The following is a 12,991-nucleotide window of genomic DNA, read 5'->3' as shown; positions in this document are numbered from 1 at the left end:
GAGTTGATATTTGAGTGAGGGGAATCATGGGGAACTGGACGCGGCGCGGCGTTCTCGTTGCGGGCTCGGCGATCGCCGGAGCGGTGGCAGGACAATACCTTCTGTCGCCGTCGAGCGATCCCGGCCCGGCCTTTCCCGCAGATGTCGATGCACCGGCAGGCGTGGCGATCCTCAATGATGCCGGTGAACTGTCGCCGACGCCGGTTGCCCGGCACCTGACCTTCAGCGAGCCGCCGCAACAGGCGCTTGTCGACCGCCTACGGGCAACACTCGCGGACGCTCGCAGCAGCGGCCAGCCAGTGGCGGCAAGTGCCGCCCGTCATTCGATGGGTGGCCATAGCCTGCCACTGAATGGGACGGCCCTGACCCTCGATCAGAACTGGCTGGAAGCCGATACCGCGGCAAAGACCTATCGTGTCGCCGCCGGCACCCGCTGGTCGACTGTTATCAGCAAGCTCGATGCGATCGGCTTTTCGCCCGCCGTCATGCAGTCGAACAGCGATTTCGGCGTCGCCAGCACCTTCTCGGTCAACGCGCACGGCTGGCCGGTGCCCTTCAGCGCCTGCGGCAGCACGGTGCGGTCGATGAAGATGATGACCTCCGACGCTAATCTGCTGACCTGCTCGCGCACCGAAAATGCCGATCTCTTCAACCACGCCATGGGCGGCTATGGCCTGTTCGGGGTGATCACCGAGCTTGAACTCGACATGGTGCCCAACAGCCTGCTGGAGCCGTCCTTCGAACATCTTGCCGGCGAAGACGTTGGCCGCCGTTTCGCTGAAGTGCTGGCATCCGATCCATCAGTGCAGATGGCCTACGGACGCTTGGACATCTCGCTGGACCGATTCTTCGAAGACGGGCTGCTGATCACCTACCGCCCGGCGGCCGATCAGTCCTCCATTCCCGCCGCCACCGGATCCGGCTTCATCAGCCACGTCTCGCGCGAAATCTTTCGCCGCCAGCTGGGCTCCGATGGCGTCAAGCACATGCGCTGGCGGACGGAGGCGGTGCTCAATCCGCAGATTTCATCTGCTTCGACCCGCAACAGCCTGATGAACGAGCCGGTCGTCACCCTCGACGACCGCGATCCCTTGCGCACCGACATCCTGCACGAATATTTCGTCTCACCGTCGCGATTTGCCGATTTTGTCGCGGCCTGCCGCGATGTCATTCCCGCCTCATACCAGCAGCTCTTGAACATCACGCTGCGTTATGTGAACACCGACAGCGACAGCGTTCTGGCTTACGCTACGGAACCTCGCATTGCCGCTGTCATGCTGTTCTCGCAGGAGAAGACGGTGCGCGGCGAGGTCGATATGGCGCGGATGACCGAAGCTCTGATTGAGCGGGTGATTGCCATCGGCGGCAGCTACTATCTGCCTTACCGGCCGCATGCACGGCTGGATCAACTGCAGCGGGCCTATCCGCGCACGGCCGATTTTGCGGCAGCGAAACGCAAGGCCGATCCGGATCTGCTGTTCCGCAACCGGTTCTGGGATAATTATCTGGGCAAGATCTGAGGGGGAATGATGAGCAAGCTTCGACTGATCGCGGCACTTTACACCGTGGCGCTGCTGTTTGCGGCGGCGCTCAATTACATTCCGGGCCTGACGGATGCGCAGGGCAGGGCCTTCGGCATCTTCGCGCTCGATATCTATGACGACAGCCTGCATCTGGCTTCAGCCTTGTGGGCCGCGATCGCTGCCTATCTGTCGGCAAGGGCGTCGCGCTCCTTCCTCTTCTATTTCGGGCTGCTCTATTTCACCGACGGCCTGCTCGGCCTTATCACCGGCTCCGGCTATCTCGATCTCGGTATCGTCAATTACGGCATCCAGGATCTGCCCTTCGACTTCAAGATTCTCGCCAATCTGCCTCATCTGTTCCTCGGCGGTGTCGCGATCGTCTCGAGCTATCTCTTCCGCAGCGAGGCGCGCTGATGCGCCGGCTGCTAAAGGTCTTCGGATTGTTTCTGGGTGCGATCGTCATCATCGTGCTGCTGTTGCTCAGCCCGGCCGCCTATGTCGAAACCTTCTGCCATGCCGATCCGGAGGCGGACAGCTACAGCCCGCTGATCCGCGATCCCCAGATGAAGCGTGAGGAAGCCAACACGTTCCTCACCTATCCCGAATGGCACATCGTCTATGCCTATGATGGGCTGGCCGAGGTGCTGAAATCAGGCGACGAATATCGTTTCGACTATCTGGCAAGCGTTCGCGATTTCTGGAAGGCCGATTGCGCACTGACGGCGATTGCCGATCGCCATGGCGGCGCCGATACGCAGACCCGCATGATGGTGGCAACGATCGGCGTCAGCTTCACGCTCGAAATGGGCCTGAAGGCAGCCTACGAGGAAACGCTCGGCCGCCTGACGGCCTATTGGCGTGGCGATCAGAAGACCCCGCAGGATATCGTCGCCCGCGACATGGCAGGCGATTACGCCGCATTCCTGCGCCAGACACCCTGGTACAAATATCCGTTCCAGCCGGAGATCGACAAGCTCTGGGCCGCACCGATGGACGAGCCGGTTCGCGGCTGGGAGCGGCGGCTGGCGCTCGGCGGCGAATGGAAGGCGAAAATCGCCTATGCCGGCATGATCGCCAACGCCGTTGCCGCCACCGGCGAGGCGAAACTGACGATCTTCTCTATCGTTTCAGGGATTCAGGCGCCCGCGCTTTCGGCAATGCCCGATGTCAGGGTCGTCTCGGAAAACGCCAGCGGCATTCTCATAGAAACGCCACGCTACGATCACTTCACCCATATCCTTGCCGATATCGCCAAGGCAGGCGGGACGATCCGGGAGATTGCCGGCAACGACGAGATCATGGTGTCGCTGACGGCGACTGCGGGTGACCAGACGCCGCCGGCGGGCGAGTTGATCGCCCGTTTCCCGCGCGCAGGCTTCGACAGCGACCGGCTGCTGGTAGCGGTCAAGATTGCCGATCTCGCCCAGCTGCTGCGCGAGCGTCCGATTGCCGATCCCGGGATCGAGCATATATTCGACTTCTGACGGGAGAAGGCGATGAGATTGCTCATGCGGATAGCGAGAACGGCGGGAGTGGCAAGCGCCATTCTCATGGCCGTATTCCTGCTGTTTGCCGGCGTCTTCGCGGCGACAGGAAATGCGCCCGCCGCCATGGTCTTCCGCCCGCCCGGCAGCCCGTCGAACCTGCCCGATGGGGTGAAGCTGCTCAGATGGGGGAGTGCCTTTGCCATCGTTCGTGGCGACAGCCCCGATTACGTCCGCAGGCTTTATGCCAATGGCGCGCTTCTTGTGCTGCCGTTCCGCAAAAGTGGCTGTCTCGCCTATCGCCGGCCTGATCGGACAAAGAAAAAGCCGGACGCTTTTGTGGCGTCCGGCTTCATCTGACCCGAGCGCGGGAGGGGAATGCGCTCAAGGGCGGGAGTGGCTTAGAAAGTGATGCGCTTTTCGTTGTAAGCCTTGACCTCTTCGCTTTCACGGCGAAGAGCGGAAATGGTTGATGCCACAGACACGATGAACATCACGCTGATAAGAGCGGTAAGTACAGTCAAGATCGTGAACATGGGCAATCCTTTCCGAAGTTGCGTTCACGTTCCTCAGTACTGGCTGACGATCGGCGCGCGGGCCGAAGCGTAAGGGCCAAATACCTTGGACGTATCAGTCTTCTGATCGTAGAGTGCGATTGTTGCGGTGAGCATTCCCGTGACCATTGCCATCCAGAAAACGTTAATGACGGTAATCTTATCGGGCATATTCTTTTCCTTAAAACCGCGTATCGCATCTACGCTTCGGTTGATTAAATGCATCCGCTTGGAAATGGTTCCGCAGGATGTTGACGTGTCGTTTACTAAGCTTGGTCTGAAGCGACCTTGAATGCCTCGTTCATCTGGCGTTCAGATTCGCGAGGCCCTTCAACGCAGCCGGCCGAGCTGGCGCATCAGCGCATGGTGTTCGCTGACTTCAGGCCGCACCCAGCGCACTTCATACTTTTCCTTGTAAAGGCCGTAGGCGACCTCGCCGGCAAGAGAGATGAAGACGGCAAGCGCGATCAGCAGCATGAGCATTGAAGTGACTTCCAGGGGAAGCCGGATACCGGAATGGCATCGGCCGTGTTGATGGTTTTCATTATGCCGATCGCATCTGAAACGGCCTTGAACGGAGCATTCATCCGCCGTTCAGCCGCCCGGCCGGGAGATGCCAAATGACTTGCGGGAACGGGGCATCCGTGACAAAAGGCAACGAACGAAACGGCCGGGTTCCATGACGACTGCTTTTTATCCGGGGTCCTTCGACCCGATCACCAAGGGACATATGGATGTGCTCGTCCAGGCGCTGAATGTGTCCGCGAAAGTGATCGTCGCGATCGGCGTTCATCCGGGAAAGGCGCCGCTATTCTCCTTCGAGGAGCGGGCCGAACTGATCCGCAAGTCGCTGGCCGAAATCCTGCCGCAGAAGGCTGCCGGCATCGATGTGGTGTCCTTCGACAATCTGGTTGTCGATGCGGCCCGCAAGCACGGCGCCTCTCTGCTGATCCGCGGTCTGCGCGATGGCACCGATCTCGATTACGAAATGCAGATGGCAGGCATGAACCGGCAGATGGCGCCTGATATCCAGACGGTTTTTCTGCCGGCTGGAACGGGTTCACGGCCCATTACCGCCACATTGGTCCGCCAGATCGCCGCCATGGGTGGAGATGTCAGCGCCTTCGTTCCGGCCGCAGTCCTGCAAGCCCTTCAATCCAAGCGCAAATCTTGAGGCGGTCGTCCGCCGCAACGGAGCTACAATGAAACTGTTTTATGCCGCTTTTGCCGCCGTGCTGTATATCGCGTCCTTCGCTGGTGACGCTCTTGCTGCCGATACGCTCACCATTCAGCTGAAGGATGGTCCTGTCGTGATCCAGCTGGCGCCCGACGTTGCGCCGAAGCATGTCGCCCAGATCGAAGCGCTCGCCAAGAAGGGCGCCTACGACAACGTTGCCTTCCACCGCGTCATCGACGGCTTCATGGCCCAGACCGGCGACGTCCAGTATGGCAACATGTCGAAGGGTTTCGACCCGAGCCTTGCAGGCACCGGCGGCTCCGACCTGCCGAACATTCCTGCCGAGTTCTCGAAGACGCCTTTCGTCCGCGGCACGGTCGGCATGGCCCGCTCGCAGGATCCGGATTCGGCCAATTCGCAGTTTTTCATCATGTTCGCTGACGGCTCCTTCCTGAACGGTCAGTACACCGTCGTCGGCAAGGTCGTCTCCGGCATGGAATTCGTCGACAAGATCAAGAAGGGCGAAGGCCAGAACGGCGAAGTCAGCAATCCTGACCGCATGGTCAAGGTCACCGTCGCCAAGTAACTCAAAGCAAGCAGTTCAAGAACAACGAGGAGAATAAGAATGGCCGAGATCAAGGATCCCGAAAACACCATCATCCTGGAAACCACCAAGGGCAAGGTCGTTATCGCGCTGCTGCCGCAGGTGGCACCTGAGCATGTCGCCCGCATCAAGGAACTCGCCCGCGAGAAGGCCTATGACGGCGTCGTCTTCCACCGCGTCATCAACGACTTCATGGCCCAGACCGGCGATGTGAAGTTCGGCAAGAAGGGCAGCGAGAGCTTCAACCCGGGCCGGGCCGGCATGGGCGGCTCCGAGAAGCCTGACCTGAAGGCCGAATTCTCCGCGACCCCGCATAATCGCGGCGTCTGCTCCATGGCCCGCTCGCAGAACCCGAACTCGGCCAACAGCCAGTTCTTCATCTGCCTTGCGGATTCTCCGTGGCTGAACAAGCAGTATTCCGTCTGGGGCCAGGTCATCGAAGGCATGGACAATGTCGACAAGATCAAGAAGGGCGAGCCGGTCGTAGACCCGGATTCGATCGTCTCGATGCGGGTTGCCGCCGACGTCTGATTGTGATTTCTGACGGAACCCGCCCTTGCGTGAGAACGCGGGGCGGGTTTCGCTTTGCCCGGAAGTACCCCGATGCGCGTAGACCTTTTCGATTTCGACCTGCCGGATGAGCGGATTGCGCTCAGGCCCGCCGAGCCGCGCGACAGCGCGCGCCTGCTGGTCGTCGATGCCGCTGCCAGCGAGACGCTGAGCGATCATGTGGTCCGCGATCTGCCGAATTTTCTGAAGCCGGGCGATGCGCTGGTTTTCAACGACACCAAGGTCATTCCCGCGCAGCTCGAAGGCATCCGCCACCGCGAAGGGGCGGGCGGCCAGCAGGTTTCGGCGACGCTGCACATGCGTGTCGCCACCAATCGCTGGAAAGCCTTTGCCAAGCCCGGCAAGCGCATCAAGGAAGGCGACCGTATCGCTTTCGGCCATAACGGTGAAAGCTGCTTCCTCGGACAGCTCGATTGCACCGTTGTCGAAAAGGGCGATGCCGGCGAGGTGACGCTGGCCTTCGACCTCTCCGGCCCGGCACTTGACGAAGCTATCGCCAGCGTCGGCCATATCCCGCTGCCCCCCTATATCGCCGCCAAGCGGCCGGAAGACGAACGCGACCGCGCCGATTACCAGACGATCTATGCCCGCGAGGAAGGCGCTGTCGCCGCTCCCACAGCCGGCCTGCATTTCACGCCGGCACTTTTCGAAGCGCTCGACAAGGCTGGGATCGAACGGCATTTCGTGACGCTGCATGTCGGCGCCGGAACCTTCCTGCCTGTGAAGGCTGAGGATACCGATGACCACAAGATGCATCTCGAAAGTGGCTACGTCACCGAAGAGATCGCCGCCAAGCTCAACGCCGTCAAGGCGAGGGGCGGGCGCATCATCTGCGTCGGCACGACCTCGCTGCGGCTGATCGAGAGTGCCGCTGCCGATAGCGGCGAGATAAAGCCCTGGGCCGGTGCCACCGGTATCTTCATCACGCCCGGCTACCGCTTCAAGGCGGTCGATATGCTGATGACCAACTTTCACCTGCCGCGCTCGACTCTGTTCATGCTGGTCTCCGCCTTTGCGGGTTTCGAGACCATGCACGCGGCTTACGAACACGCCATTTCGACAGGCTACCGCTTTTATTCCTACGGCGATTCCAGCCTGCTTTTCCGGAACGACAGATGACCGAGAATTTTCAATTCACTCTCAAGAAGACCGATGGCGGCGCCCGCCTCGGCGAAGTCACCATGCCGCGCGGCACGATCCGCACCCCGGCCTTCATGCCTGTGGGCACAGTCGGCACGGTCAAGGCGATGTATCTCGACCAGGTCCGCGATACCGGCGCCGATATCATTCTCGGAAATACCTATCACCTGATGCTGCGCCCCGGAGCCGAACGCGTTGCCCGCCTCGGCGGCTTGCATAAGCTGATCCGCTGGGAGCATCCGATCCTGACCGATTCAGGCGGCTTCCAGGTCATGTCGCTCTCCGGTCTGCGCAAGCTCGACGAGCAGGGCGTCACCTTCAAGTCGCATGTCGACGGCAGCCTGCACCACATGTCGCCGGAGCGCTCGATCGAGATCCAGGGGCTGCTCGGCTCCGATATCCAGATGCAGCTCGATGAATGCGTGGCACTGCCCGCCGAGCCGCGCGAAATCGAACGCGCCATGGAAATGTCGCTGCGCTGGGCCGAGCGCTGCAAGGTGGCCTTCGGCAACCAGCCGGGCAAGGCGATGTTCGGCATCGTCCAGGGCGGCGATCAGCCGAACTTGCGCGTTCGCTCGGCAGAGGCGCTGAAGCAGCTCGATCTCAAGGGCTACGCCGTCGGAGGCCTCGCGGTCGGCGAGCCACAGGACGTGATGCTGCGGATGCTGGAAACCACGCTTCCGGTTCTGCCGACCGAAAAGCCGCGCTATCTGATGGGCGTCGGTACGCCTGACGACATGCTGAAATCAGTCGCCCGCGGCATCGACATGTTCGACTGCGTGATGCCGACGCGCTCCGGCCGCCATGGCCTGGCCTTCACCCGCCGCGGCAAGGTCAATATCCGCAATGCCCGTCACGCCGAGGATATGCGGCCGCTCGACGACCAGTCGAACTGCCCGGCGACCCGCGATTACTCGCGCGCCTATCTGCATCACCTCGTGCGTGCCAACGAGGCGCTCGGAGGCATGCTGCTCTCCTGGCATAACCTGAACTATTATCAGGAACTGATGCAGGGCATCCGCAAGGCGATCGCCGAGGGACGCTTTGCCGATTTCATGGCCGAGACGATCGAAGAGTGGGCGAGGGGCGATCTCGAGCCTGTCTGAGGCTCAGATCCCTTTGCTGTCCGTGTTCGGAATGATCTGGACGCCGTTGATCTTGTAGCTGCCGTCGGGCTGGCGCGCCATCTGGTAGATCGCCGTCCAGTCCTTGCCGTCGCGCCCTGAGATCAGCACTTCATTATAGATCATCGCGCCGTCGGCGATCGATTTGCTGCGGCCGAAGGCGTAATTGCCGGGATGATAAACCGGCTCGTAGCTTTTCTTCACCATCGCAAAGAACACGTTCTTGTCCGGAAACAGCGCCTTGATCCTAGGAGCCGCATAGGAATAGGCGGTATCGGGATCGTCCTTCAGAAAGGCATTGATCTGCCCTTCGATGATCTGCTGCGTCGTTGCGATGGGATCTTCGGCGCGCGCCTGTAACGGTGTGGTCAGCAATGCGGCAGACAGAAGAAGCACGGCGGATAGAGCACGCATGAGATTGTCTCCGGCCAATAGACTGGAGTGTAGGGCATTTCAGCAAATTTGAAAGTGGCGGACCGATCGCCCGCCACTCGCAGGAGACGTTCAGTTCCAGCGGCGGAAGAGGGCGCTGGCGTTGACACCGCCAAAGCCGAAGCCGTTGCTGATCGCATAGTCCATCTCGAGCTTACGCGACGTCTTGCCGACGATATCGAGACCGTTGGCGACGGCATCCGCCTCATCGAGATTGCGCGTCGGCGGAACGATCTGGTCGCGCAGTGCCAGGATCGTGAAGATCGCTTCCAGCCCGCCGGCCGCGCCGAGAAGATGGCCGGTCGCGGATTTGGTGGCACTGATGGCGATCCCGCCATCGCGGCCGAAGACCGTGCCGATCGCCGCCATCTCGCCACGGTCGCCGACCGGCGTCGACGTTGCGTGGGCGTTGAGATGCTTGATCTCTGATGGCGCGATTTTCGCCTGCCGGATGGCGGCTTCCATCGCCCGGCGCGCGCCGTCGCCGTCTTCGGGTCCTGCGGTCATGTGATAGGCATCAGCCGCCGTGCCGTAGCCGACCAGTTCCGCCAGCGGGGTGGCGCCGCGAGCCAGCGCATGTTCCAGCGTTTCGATGACCAGGATACCCGCACCTTCGCCCATGACGAAGCCATCGCGGGCAGTATCGAATGGCCGCGAGGCGAGCTCGGGCGTGTCGTTGAAGCCGGTGGAAAGCGCGCGTGCGGCCGCAAATCCACCAAGGCTCACGCGGTCAATACAGGCCTCTGCACCGCCACAGATCGCCACATCGGCTTCACCTGATCGGATCAGCCGGGCCGCGTCGCCAATGGCCTGGACGCTGGCGGCGCAGGCGGTAACCGGCGCGCCGAGCGGCCCCTTGAAGCCGTACTTGATGCTGATCTGTCCGGCCGCCAGGTTGACGAGGAACGAGGGTACGATGAACGGCGAAAGCCGTCGCGGCCCGCGGGTTTCGACCGTGCGCACCGCATCGGTGATCGCAGGAAATCCGCCGACGCCGGAAGCGATGATCGTTGCCGTGCGTTCGCGGGAGGCGGTATCTTCGGGCATCCATCCAGCCTGACGCACCGCCTCATCGGCGGCACCCATAGCGAAATGGATGAAGCGGTCCATCTTCTTCTGGTCCTTCGGACCGATGTAACGATCCGGATCGAACCCGCCCTCTGCATCCTCGCTGATATCAGGCACGACGCCGCCGACCTTGGCCGCCAGATCGCCGACGATACCCTCGCCCAGCAAGCGAAGCCCGGAGCCGCCGGCAAGCAGTCGCTTCCACGCAATCTCCACACCTGTTCCAAGCGGCGAGACAAGTCCCATACCGGTGACGACAATGCGATCCATGATCTGTTCCTTCTTAAGCATCAAAGCCCAGATACCAGGCCTTCATCCGCGCAATGCGCTCATGCGCCGCCTCATCGGCCGCAGGGCCGGGCAGCAGGCAGGTATTCCGGGGGGTGAGTTCTTCGCCGGTTTTGGCATCGACCAGCTTGGTTTCAAGCTCTTCGCCGGATGTATTGCCGAGAAGATAGGCGAGATCTTCCTGCGGGGCGTGCCGTCCGCCCCATGTCGACAGCGCCATCAGCACCGGAAAGAAGTCCTGTCCCTTCGCGGTCAGCACATATTCATGGCGGGCAGGGCGCTCGCTGTAGAGCCGCTTATCGAAAATGCCTTCCTCGACCAGATGGGCGAGGCGCCGTGTCAGGATGTTCGGCGCGATCCCAAGGCTCTTCTGGAAATCGTCGAACCGCGTCAGCCCCTGAAAGGCGTCCCGCAGGATCATGATGCTCCAGGAATCGCCGACGCTGTTCAGCGCGCGGGCGGCTGGGCATGGGAAGATGGCAAAGCTGGTTCGTTGCATGAAGCAAGTCACTATCGCAGTAACTTGCTTTAAGCAAGTAACTCATTAGCGCGCGCTGGACGCGAAGATGCGGGCGAGGATGACGCCCATGACAAGCATGCCAGCGGCAACGAAGATCGTATCGCCGGGCGTGCCGATATAGAGCGGTCCGATATTGGCGAAGAGCAGAAAGGCGATCAGGAAATTCAGCCAGCCCCAGATGACGTTGATTTCAGGAGAACTGAGATCCGAGCTGCCGAGCCGCGCGAAGGGGGTGCGGAAGGGGCGCCCGCTGACGCCATTGACGAAGTGCGGAATGCCGTTTGTCAGGAACGCGGCGGCGATGAAATGAACGATATAGGCGATCCAGGGCAAGAGAGCCTCCGACTGAGAACATGTCCTCTCTAGATTGGCAGCATAAGCAGGAAGGCAAGGGGACAAACAGGGTGTCGCAGCCGCGAAATTTCCACCCATTATCAGCAGATTAGCATATAATCGTTTATATCCTGGACGACGGATTGACCTTCCGGCCCGATTGCAATTTCTATGCGCGCGAGGTGGAGTGACGGGGGAATAATGCGAGTTTTCTCTGACATTGGTGAGCTGCGCGCAGCACTTGAGGCTTTGCGCCGGCAATCGCGCACAATCGGCCTAGTACCGACGATGGGCTATCTGCATGCTGGCCATATGGAGCTGGTGGCGCGGGCGAGGGTGGAGAACGACATTGTTGTCGCCTCGATCTTCGTCAACCCGCTGCAGTTCGGCGCCAACGAGGACCTCAGTAAATATCCCCGCGATATCGAGCGCGACACGGCCATGCTCCGGCAAGCCGGTGTCAACATCCTCTTTGCGCCTGGCGTTACCGACATGTATCCGAAGCCGATGATGACCGTCGTAGACGTGCCCGAGATTGGCCGCGAGCTCGAAGGGGCGGTGAGGCCCGGCCATTTCGCCGGCGTCGCCACGGTCGTCTGCAAGCTCTTCAATATCGTCCAACCGCAGCGCGCCTATTTCGGCGAGAAAGACTATCAGCAGGTCGTTGTCATCAGGCGGATGGTCGAGGATCTGGCATTGCCGGTCCGGATCGTCCCGGTGCCGACGGTGCGTGATCACGATGGCCTGGCGCTATCGTCGCGCAATGTCTATCTGAGCGCCGACGAGCGCAAGGCAGCCGTGATCGTGCCGCAGACGCTCGCGGAAGCCGAGCGGCTGGTCGCTGCTGGCCTGACCGATCCGGCCGAGCTTGAGCATTTGCTGAAGACCTTTCTCGGCCGCGAACCACTCGCCAATCCGGAAGTCGTCGCCGTCCGCGATGCCGCGACGCTAAAACCGGTCGAGGTAATCCGCGATCCCGTCGTCGTCGCGCTGTTCGTCAGGATCGGCACGACCCGGCTGCTCGACAACCGTGTAATCGGCGGGCAGGGCATCATGAAACTGGGAGCGGTGCGATGAGTGCATCAGGAACAACAAGGCGTCTGACCCCGTCGAAGATCACGGCGATGAAGGGCGCCACCCCGATCGTCTGCCTGACGGCCTATACGACCCCGATGGCCCGTCTCCTCGATGCCCATTGCGATCTGCTGCTGGTCGGAGATTCGCTGGGAATGGTGCTCTATGGCATGGAGACCACGACCGGCGTCACGCTCGACATGATGATCGCCCACGGCAAGGCCGTCATGCGCGGCGTCGAGAAAGCCTGCGTCGTCGTCGACATGCCGTTCGGAACCTATCAGGAATCGAAAGAGGTCGCCTTCCGCAACGCCGTGCGTATCCTGCAGGAAACCGGCTGTGATGCCGTGAAGCTCGAGGGTGGCGAGGAGATGGTCGAGACGATCGCCTTCCTGACGGCACGCGGCATTCCTGTGCTCGGCCATATCGGCCTGATGCCGCAGCTTGTCCACACCGCCGGCGGCTACCGCTCGGTCGGCCATACCGAACACGAAACCTCGAAGATCCGCCGCGACGCCCACGCAATCGGCGGCTCCGGTGCCTTCGCTGTCGTCATCGAGGGAACCGTCGAACCGCTGGCCCGCGAAGTCACATCGGCCATCCATGTCCCGACGATCGGCATCGGCGCATCGTCCGCCTGCGATGGCCAGATCCTGGTGTCCGACGATATGCTCGGGCTGTTCAACGATTTCACGCCACGCTTCGTCAAGCGCTACGATGAGCTCGGCAAGCGTGCTGCCGCCGCGGCAGAGGAGTATGCTGCAGACGTTCGCTCACGAAAATTTCCAGCGGCCGAACATACGTTCAAGCGGCGGACGTAACCGGGCAAAACAGTTGCGGGCGGCATTCATAGGCAGCTCGCCAATAGCCACACAATGTCACAGCTATTTAAAGATGAGACAAAATAAGCAATTTAGAAACGCGACGTAATTCTATTAACTATTACTGGAATTGCAAGATTCTATATTGATGTGTGCTCGGGAATTAGCCGCCGTCCGGGCGGAGATGGCCAGGGTTGCGCAGCTCGGTCGGCGGCGGATGACTCAAGCGCAATCATATACTGCGCTTTCTCAGCCGGATCGCTTACATCACTCGGCCGG

Annotated in this window: 18 protein-coding genes; 11 read left to right on the top strand and 7 right to left on the bottom strand. The window is 61.2% G+C overall.

The window, feature by feature from the left end; all coding sequences use genetic code 11:
* Positions 1-26 precede the first annotated feature (26 nt).
* Genes AC1DV9_RS18060 through AC1DV9_RS18045 form a run of 4 tightly spaced genes read left to right on the top strand, consistent with a single transcriptional unit; the run spans position 27 to position 3,367 of the window.
* The gene (locus AC1DV9_RS18060; RefSeq protein ID WP_477949548.1) at positions 27-1,520 is read left to right on the top strand and encodes an FAD-binding oxidoreductase; all 1,494 of its coding nucleotides are present in this window, start codon (positions 27-29) and stop codon (positions 1,518-1,520) included.
* A 9-nt stretch (positions 1,521-1,529) separates the two neighbouring features.
* A complete protein-coding gene (locus tag AC1DV9_RS18055) occupies positions 1,530-1,937 on the top strand; it encodes a hypothetical protein (protein WP_477949734.1) in 408 nt (135 codons plus the stop codon).
* Positions 1,937-3,007 carry a hypothetical protein gene (locus AC1DV9_RS18050; protein WP_477949546.1) on the top strand — a complete coding sequence of 357 codons (1,071 nt, stop codon included), beginning with the start codon at positions 1,937-1,939 and terminating at the stop codon, positions 3,005-3,007. Before AC1DV9_RS18055 ends, AC1DV9_RS18050 begins: the two co-directional genes overlap by 1 nt.
* A 12-nt stretch (positions 3,008-3,019) precedes the next feature.
* The gene (locus AC1DV9_RS18045) at positions 3,020-3,367 is read left to right on the top strand and encodes a hypothetical protein (protein WP_477949544.1); all 348 of its coding nucleotides are present in this window, start codon (positions 3,020-3,022) and stop codon (positions 3,365-3,367) included.
* Between the two features lie 41 nt (positions 3,368-3,408).
* Here the strand turns inward: AC1DV9_RS18045 and AC1DV9_RS18040 are convergent, their stop codons facing one another.
* The 3 genes from AC1DV9_RS18040 to AC1DV9_RS18030 all read right to left on the bottom strand — a co-directional run bounded on the left by AC1DV9_RS18040 (position 3,409) and on the right by AC1DV9_RS18030 (position 4,044).
* Positions 3,409-3,543, bottom strand: a complete 135-nt coding sequence (locus tag AC1DV9_RS18040) for a hypothetical protein (RefSeq protein WP_281438207.1) — start codon at positions 3,541-3,543, stop codon at positions 3,409-3,411.
* A gap of 33 nt (positions 3,544-3,576) precedes the next feature.
* Positions 3,577-3,732, bottom strand: coding sequence for a hypothetical protein (locus tag AC1DV9_RS18035; protein WP_310299585.1), 156 nt, complete (start codon positions 3,730-3,732; stop codon positions 3,577-3,579).
* A gap of 159 nt (positions 3,733-3,891) precedes the next feature.
* Positions 3,892-4,044, bottom strand: a complete 153-nt coding sequence (locus AC1DV9_RS18030) for a hypothetical protein (protein ID WP_477831494.1) — start codon at positions 4,042-4,044, stop codon at positions 3,892-3,894.
* Positions 4,045-4,240: 196 nt separating this feature from the next.
* Here AC1DV9_RS18030 and coaD point away from each other — a divergent pair, with 196 nt between their 5' ends.
* From coaD to tgt, 5 genes are all read left to right on the top strand, one after another.
* Positions 4,241-4,735, top strand: coding sequence for a pantetheine-phosphate adenylyltransferase (coaD, locus tag AC1DV9_RS18025; RefSeq protein ID WP_477949542.1), 495 nt, complete (start codon positions 4,241-4,243; stop codon positions 4,733-4,735).
* Between the two features lie 28 nt (positions 4,736-4,763).
* A complete protein-coding gene (locus AC1DV9_RS18020) occupies positions 4,764-5,324 on the top strand; it encodes a peptidylprolyl isomerase (protein ID WP_112387394.1) in 561 nt (186 codons plus the stop codon).
* Between the two features lie 39 nt (positions 5,325-5,363).
* The gene (locus AC1DV9_RS18015; protein ID WP_112387393.1) at positions 5,364-5,873 is read left to right on the top strand and encodes a peptidylprolyl isomerase; all 510 of its coding nucleotides are present in this window, start codon (positions 5,364-5,366) and stop codon (positions 5,871-5,873) included.
* 72 nt (positions 5,874-5,945) lie between these two features.
* A complete protein-coding gene (queA, locus tag AC1DV9_RS18010; RefSeq protein ID WP_477949540.1) occupies positions 5,946-7,031 on the top strand; it encodes a tRNA preQ1(34) S-adenosylmethionine ribosyltransferase-isomerase QueA in 1,086 nt (361 codons plus the stop codon).
* Positions 7,028-8,158 carry a tRNA guanosine(34) transglycosylase Tgt gene (gene tgt, locus AC1DV9_RS18005; protein WP_112539426.1) on the top strand — a complete coding sequence of 377 codons (1,131 nt, stop codon included), beginning with the start codon at positions 7,028-7,030 and terminating at the stop codon, positions 8,156-8,158. The genes queA and tgt overlap by 4 nt, the downstream gene beginning before the upstream one ends.
* 3 nt (positions 8,159-8,161) lie before the next feature.
* On the opposite strand, the gene AC1DV9_RS18000 is transcribed toward tgt, so the two are convergent.
* From AC1DV9_RS18000 to AC1DV9_RS17985, 4 genes are all read right to left on the bottom strand, one after another.
* Positions 8,162-8,590, bottom strand: a complete 429-nt coding sequence (locus tag AC1DV9_RS18000) for a DUF4864 domain-containing protein (RefSeq protein ID WP_477949538.1) — start codon at positions 8,588-8,590, stop codon at positions 8,162-8,164.
* Between the two features lie 90 nt (positions 8,591-8,680).
* A complete protein-coding gene (gene fabF, locus AC1DV9_RS17995; protein ID WP_477949536.1) occupies positions 8,681-9,946 on the bottom strand; it encodes a beta-ketoacyl-ACP synthase II in 1,266 nt (421 codons plus the stop codon).
* Positions 9,947-9,959: 13 nt separating this feature from the next.
* Positions 9,960-10,463, bottom strand: a complete 504-nt coding sequence (locus AC1DV9_RS17990; protein WP_477949534.1) for a winged helix-turn-helix transcriptional regulator — start codon at positions 10,461-10,463, stop codon at positions 9,960-9,962.
* Between the two features lie 45 nt (positions 10,464-10,508).
* Positions 10,509-10,817, bottom strand: a complete 309-nt coding sequence (locus AC1DV9_RS17985) for a hypothetical protein (protein ID WP_477949532.1) — start codon at positions 10,815-10,817, stop codon at positions 10,509-10,511.
* Positions 10,818-11,018: 201 nt separating this feature from the next.
* Here AC1DV9_RS17985 and panC point away from each other — a divergent pair, with 201 nt between their 5' ends.
* Positions 11,019-11,894: a pantoate--beta-alanine ligase gene (panC, locus tag AC1DV9_RS17980; RefSeq protein WP_477949530.1), complete on the top strand. Its 876-nt coding sequence runs from the start codon at positions 11,019-11,021 to the stop codon at positions 11,892-11,894.
* Positions 11,891-12,712, top strand: a complete 822-nt coding sequence (gene panB, locus AC1DV9_RS17975; protein ID WP_477949528.1) for a 3-methyl-2-oxobutanoate hydroxymethyltransferase — start codon at positions 11,891-11,893, stop codon at positions 12,710-12,712. The genes panC and panB overlap by 4 nt, the downstream gene beginning before the upstream one ends.
* Positions 12,713-12,991: the final 279 nt, after the last annotated feature.

It is taken from the genome of Rhizobium sp. 01L410 (genome assembly GCF_056400165.1).
Note: the sequence above shows the minus strand (reverse complement) of the source record. Positions and strands in the feature narration are given on the sequence as shown.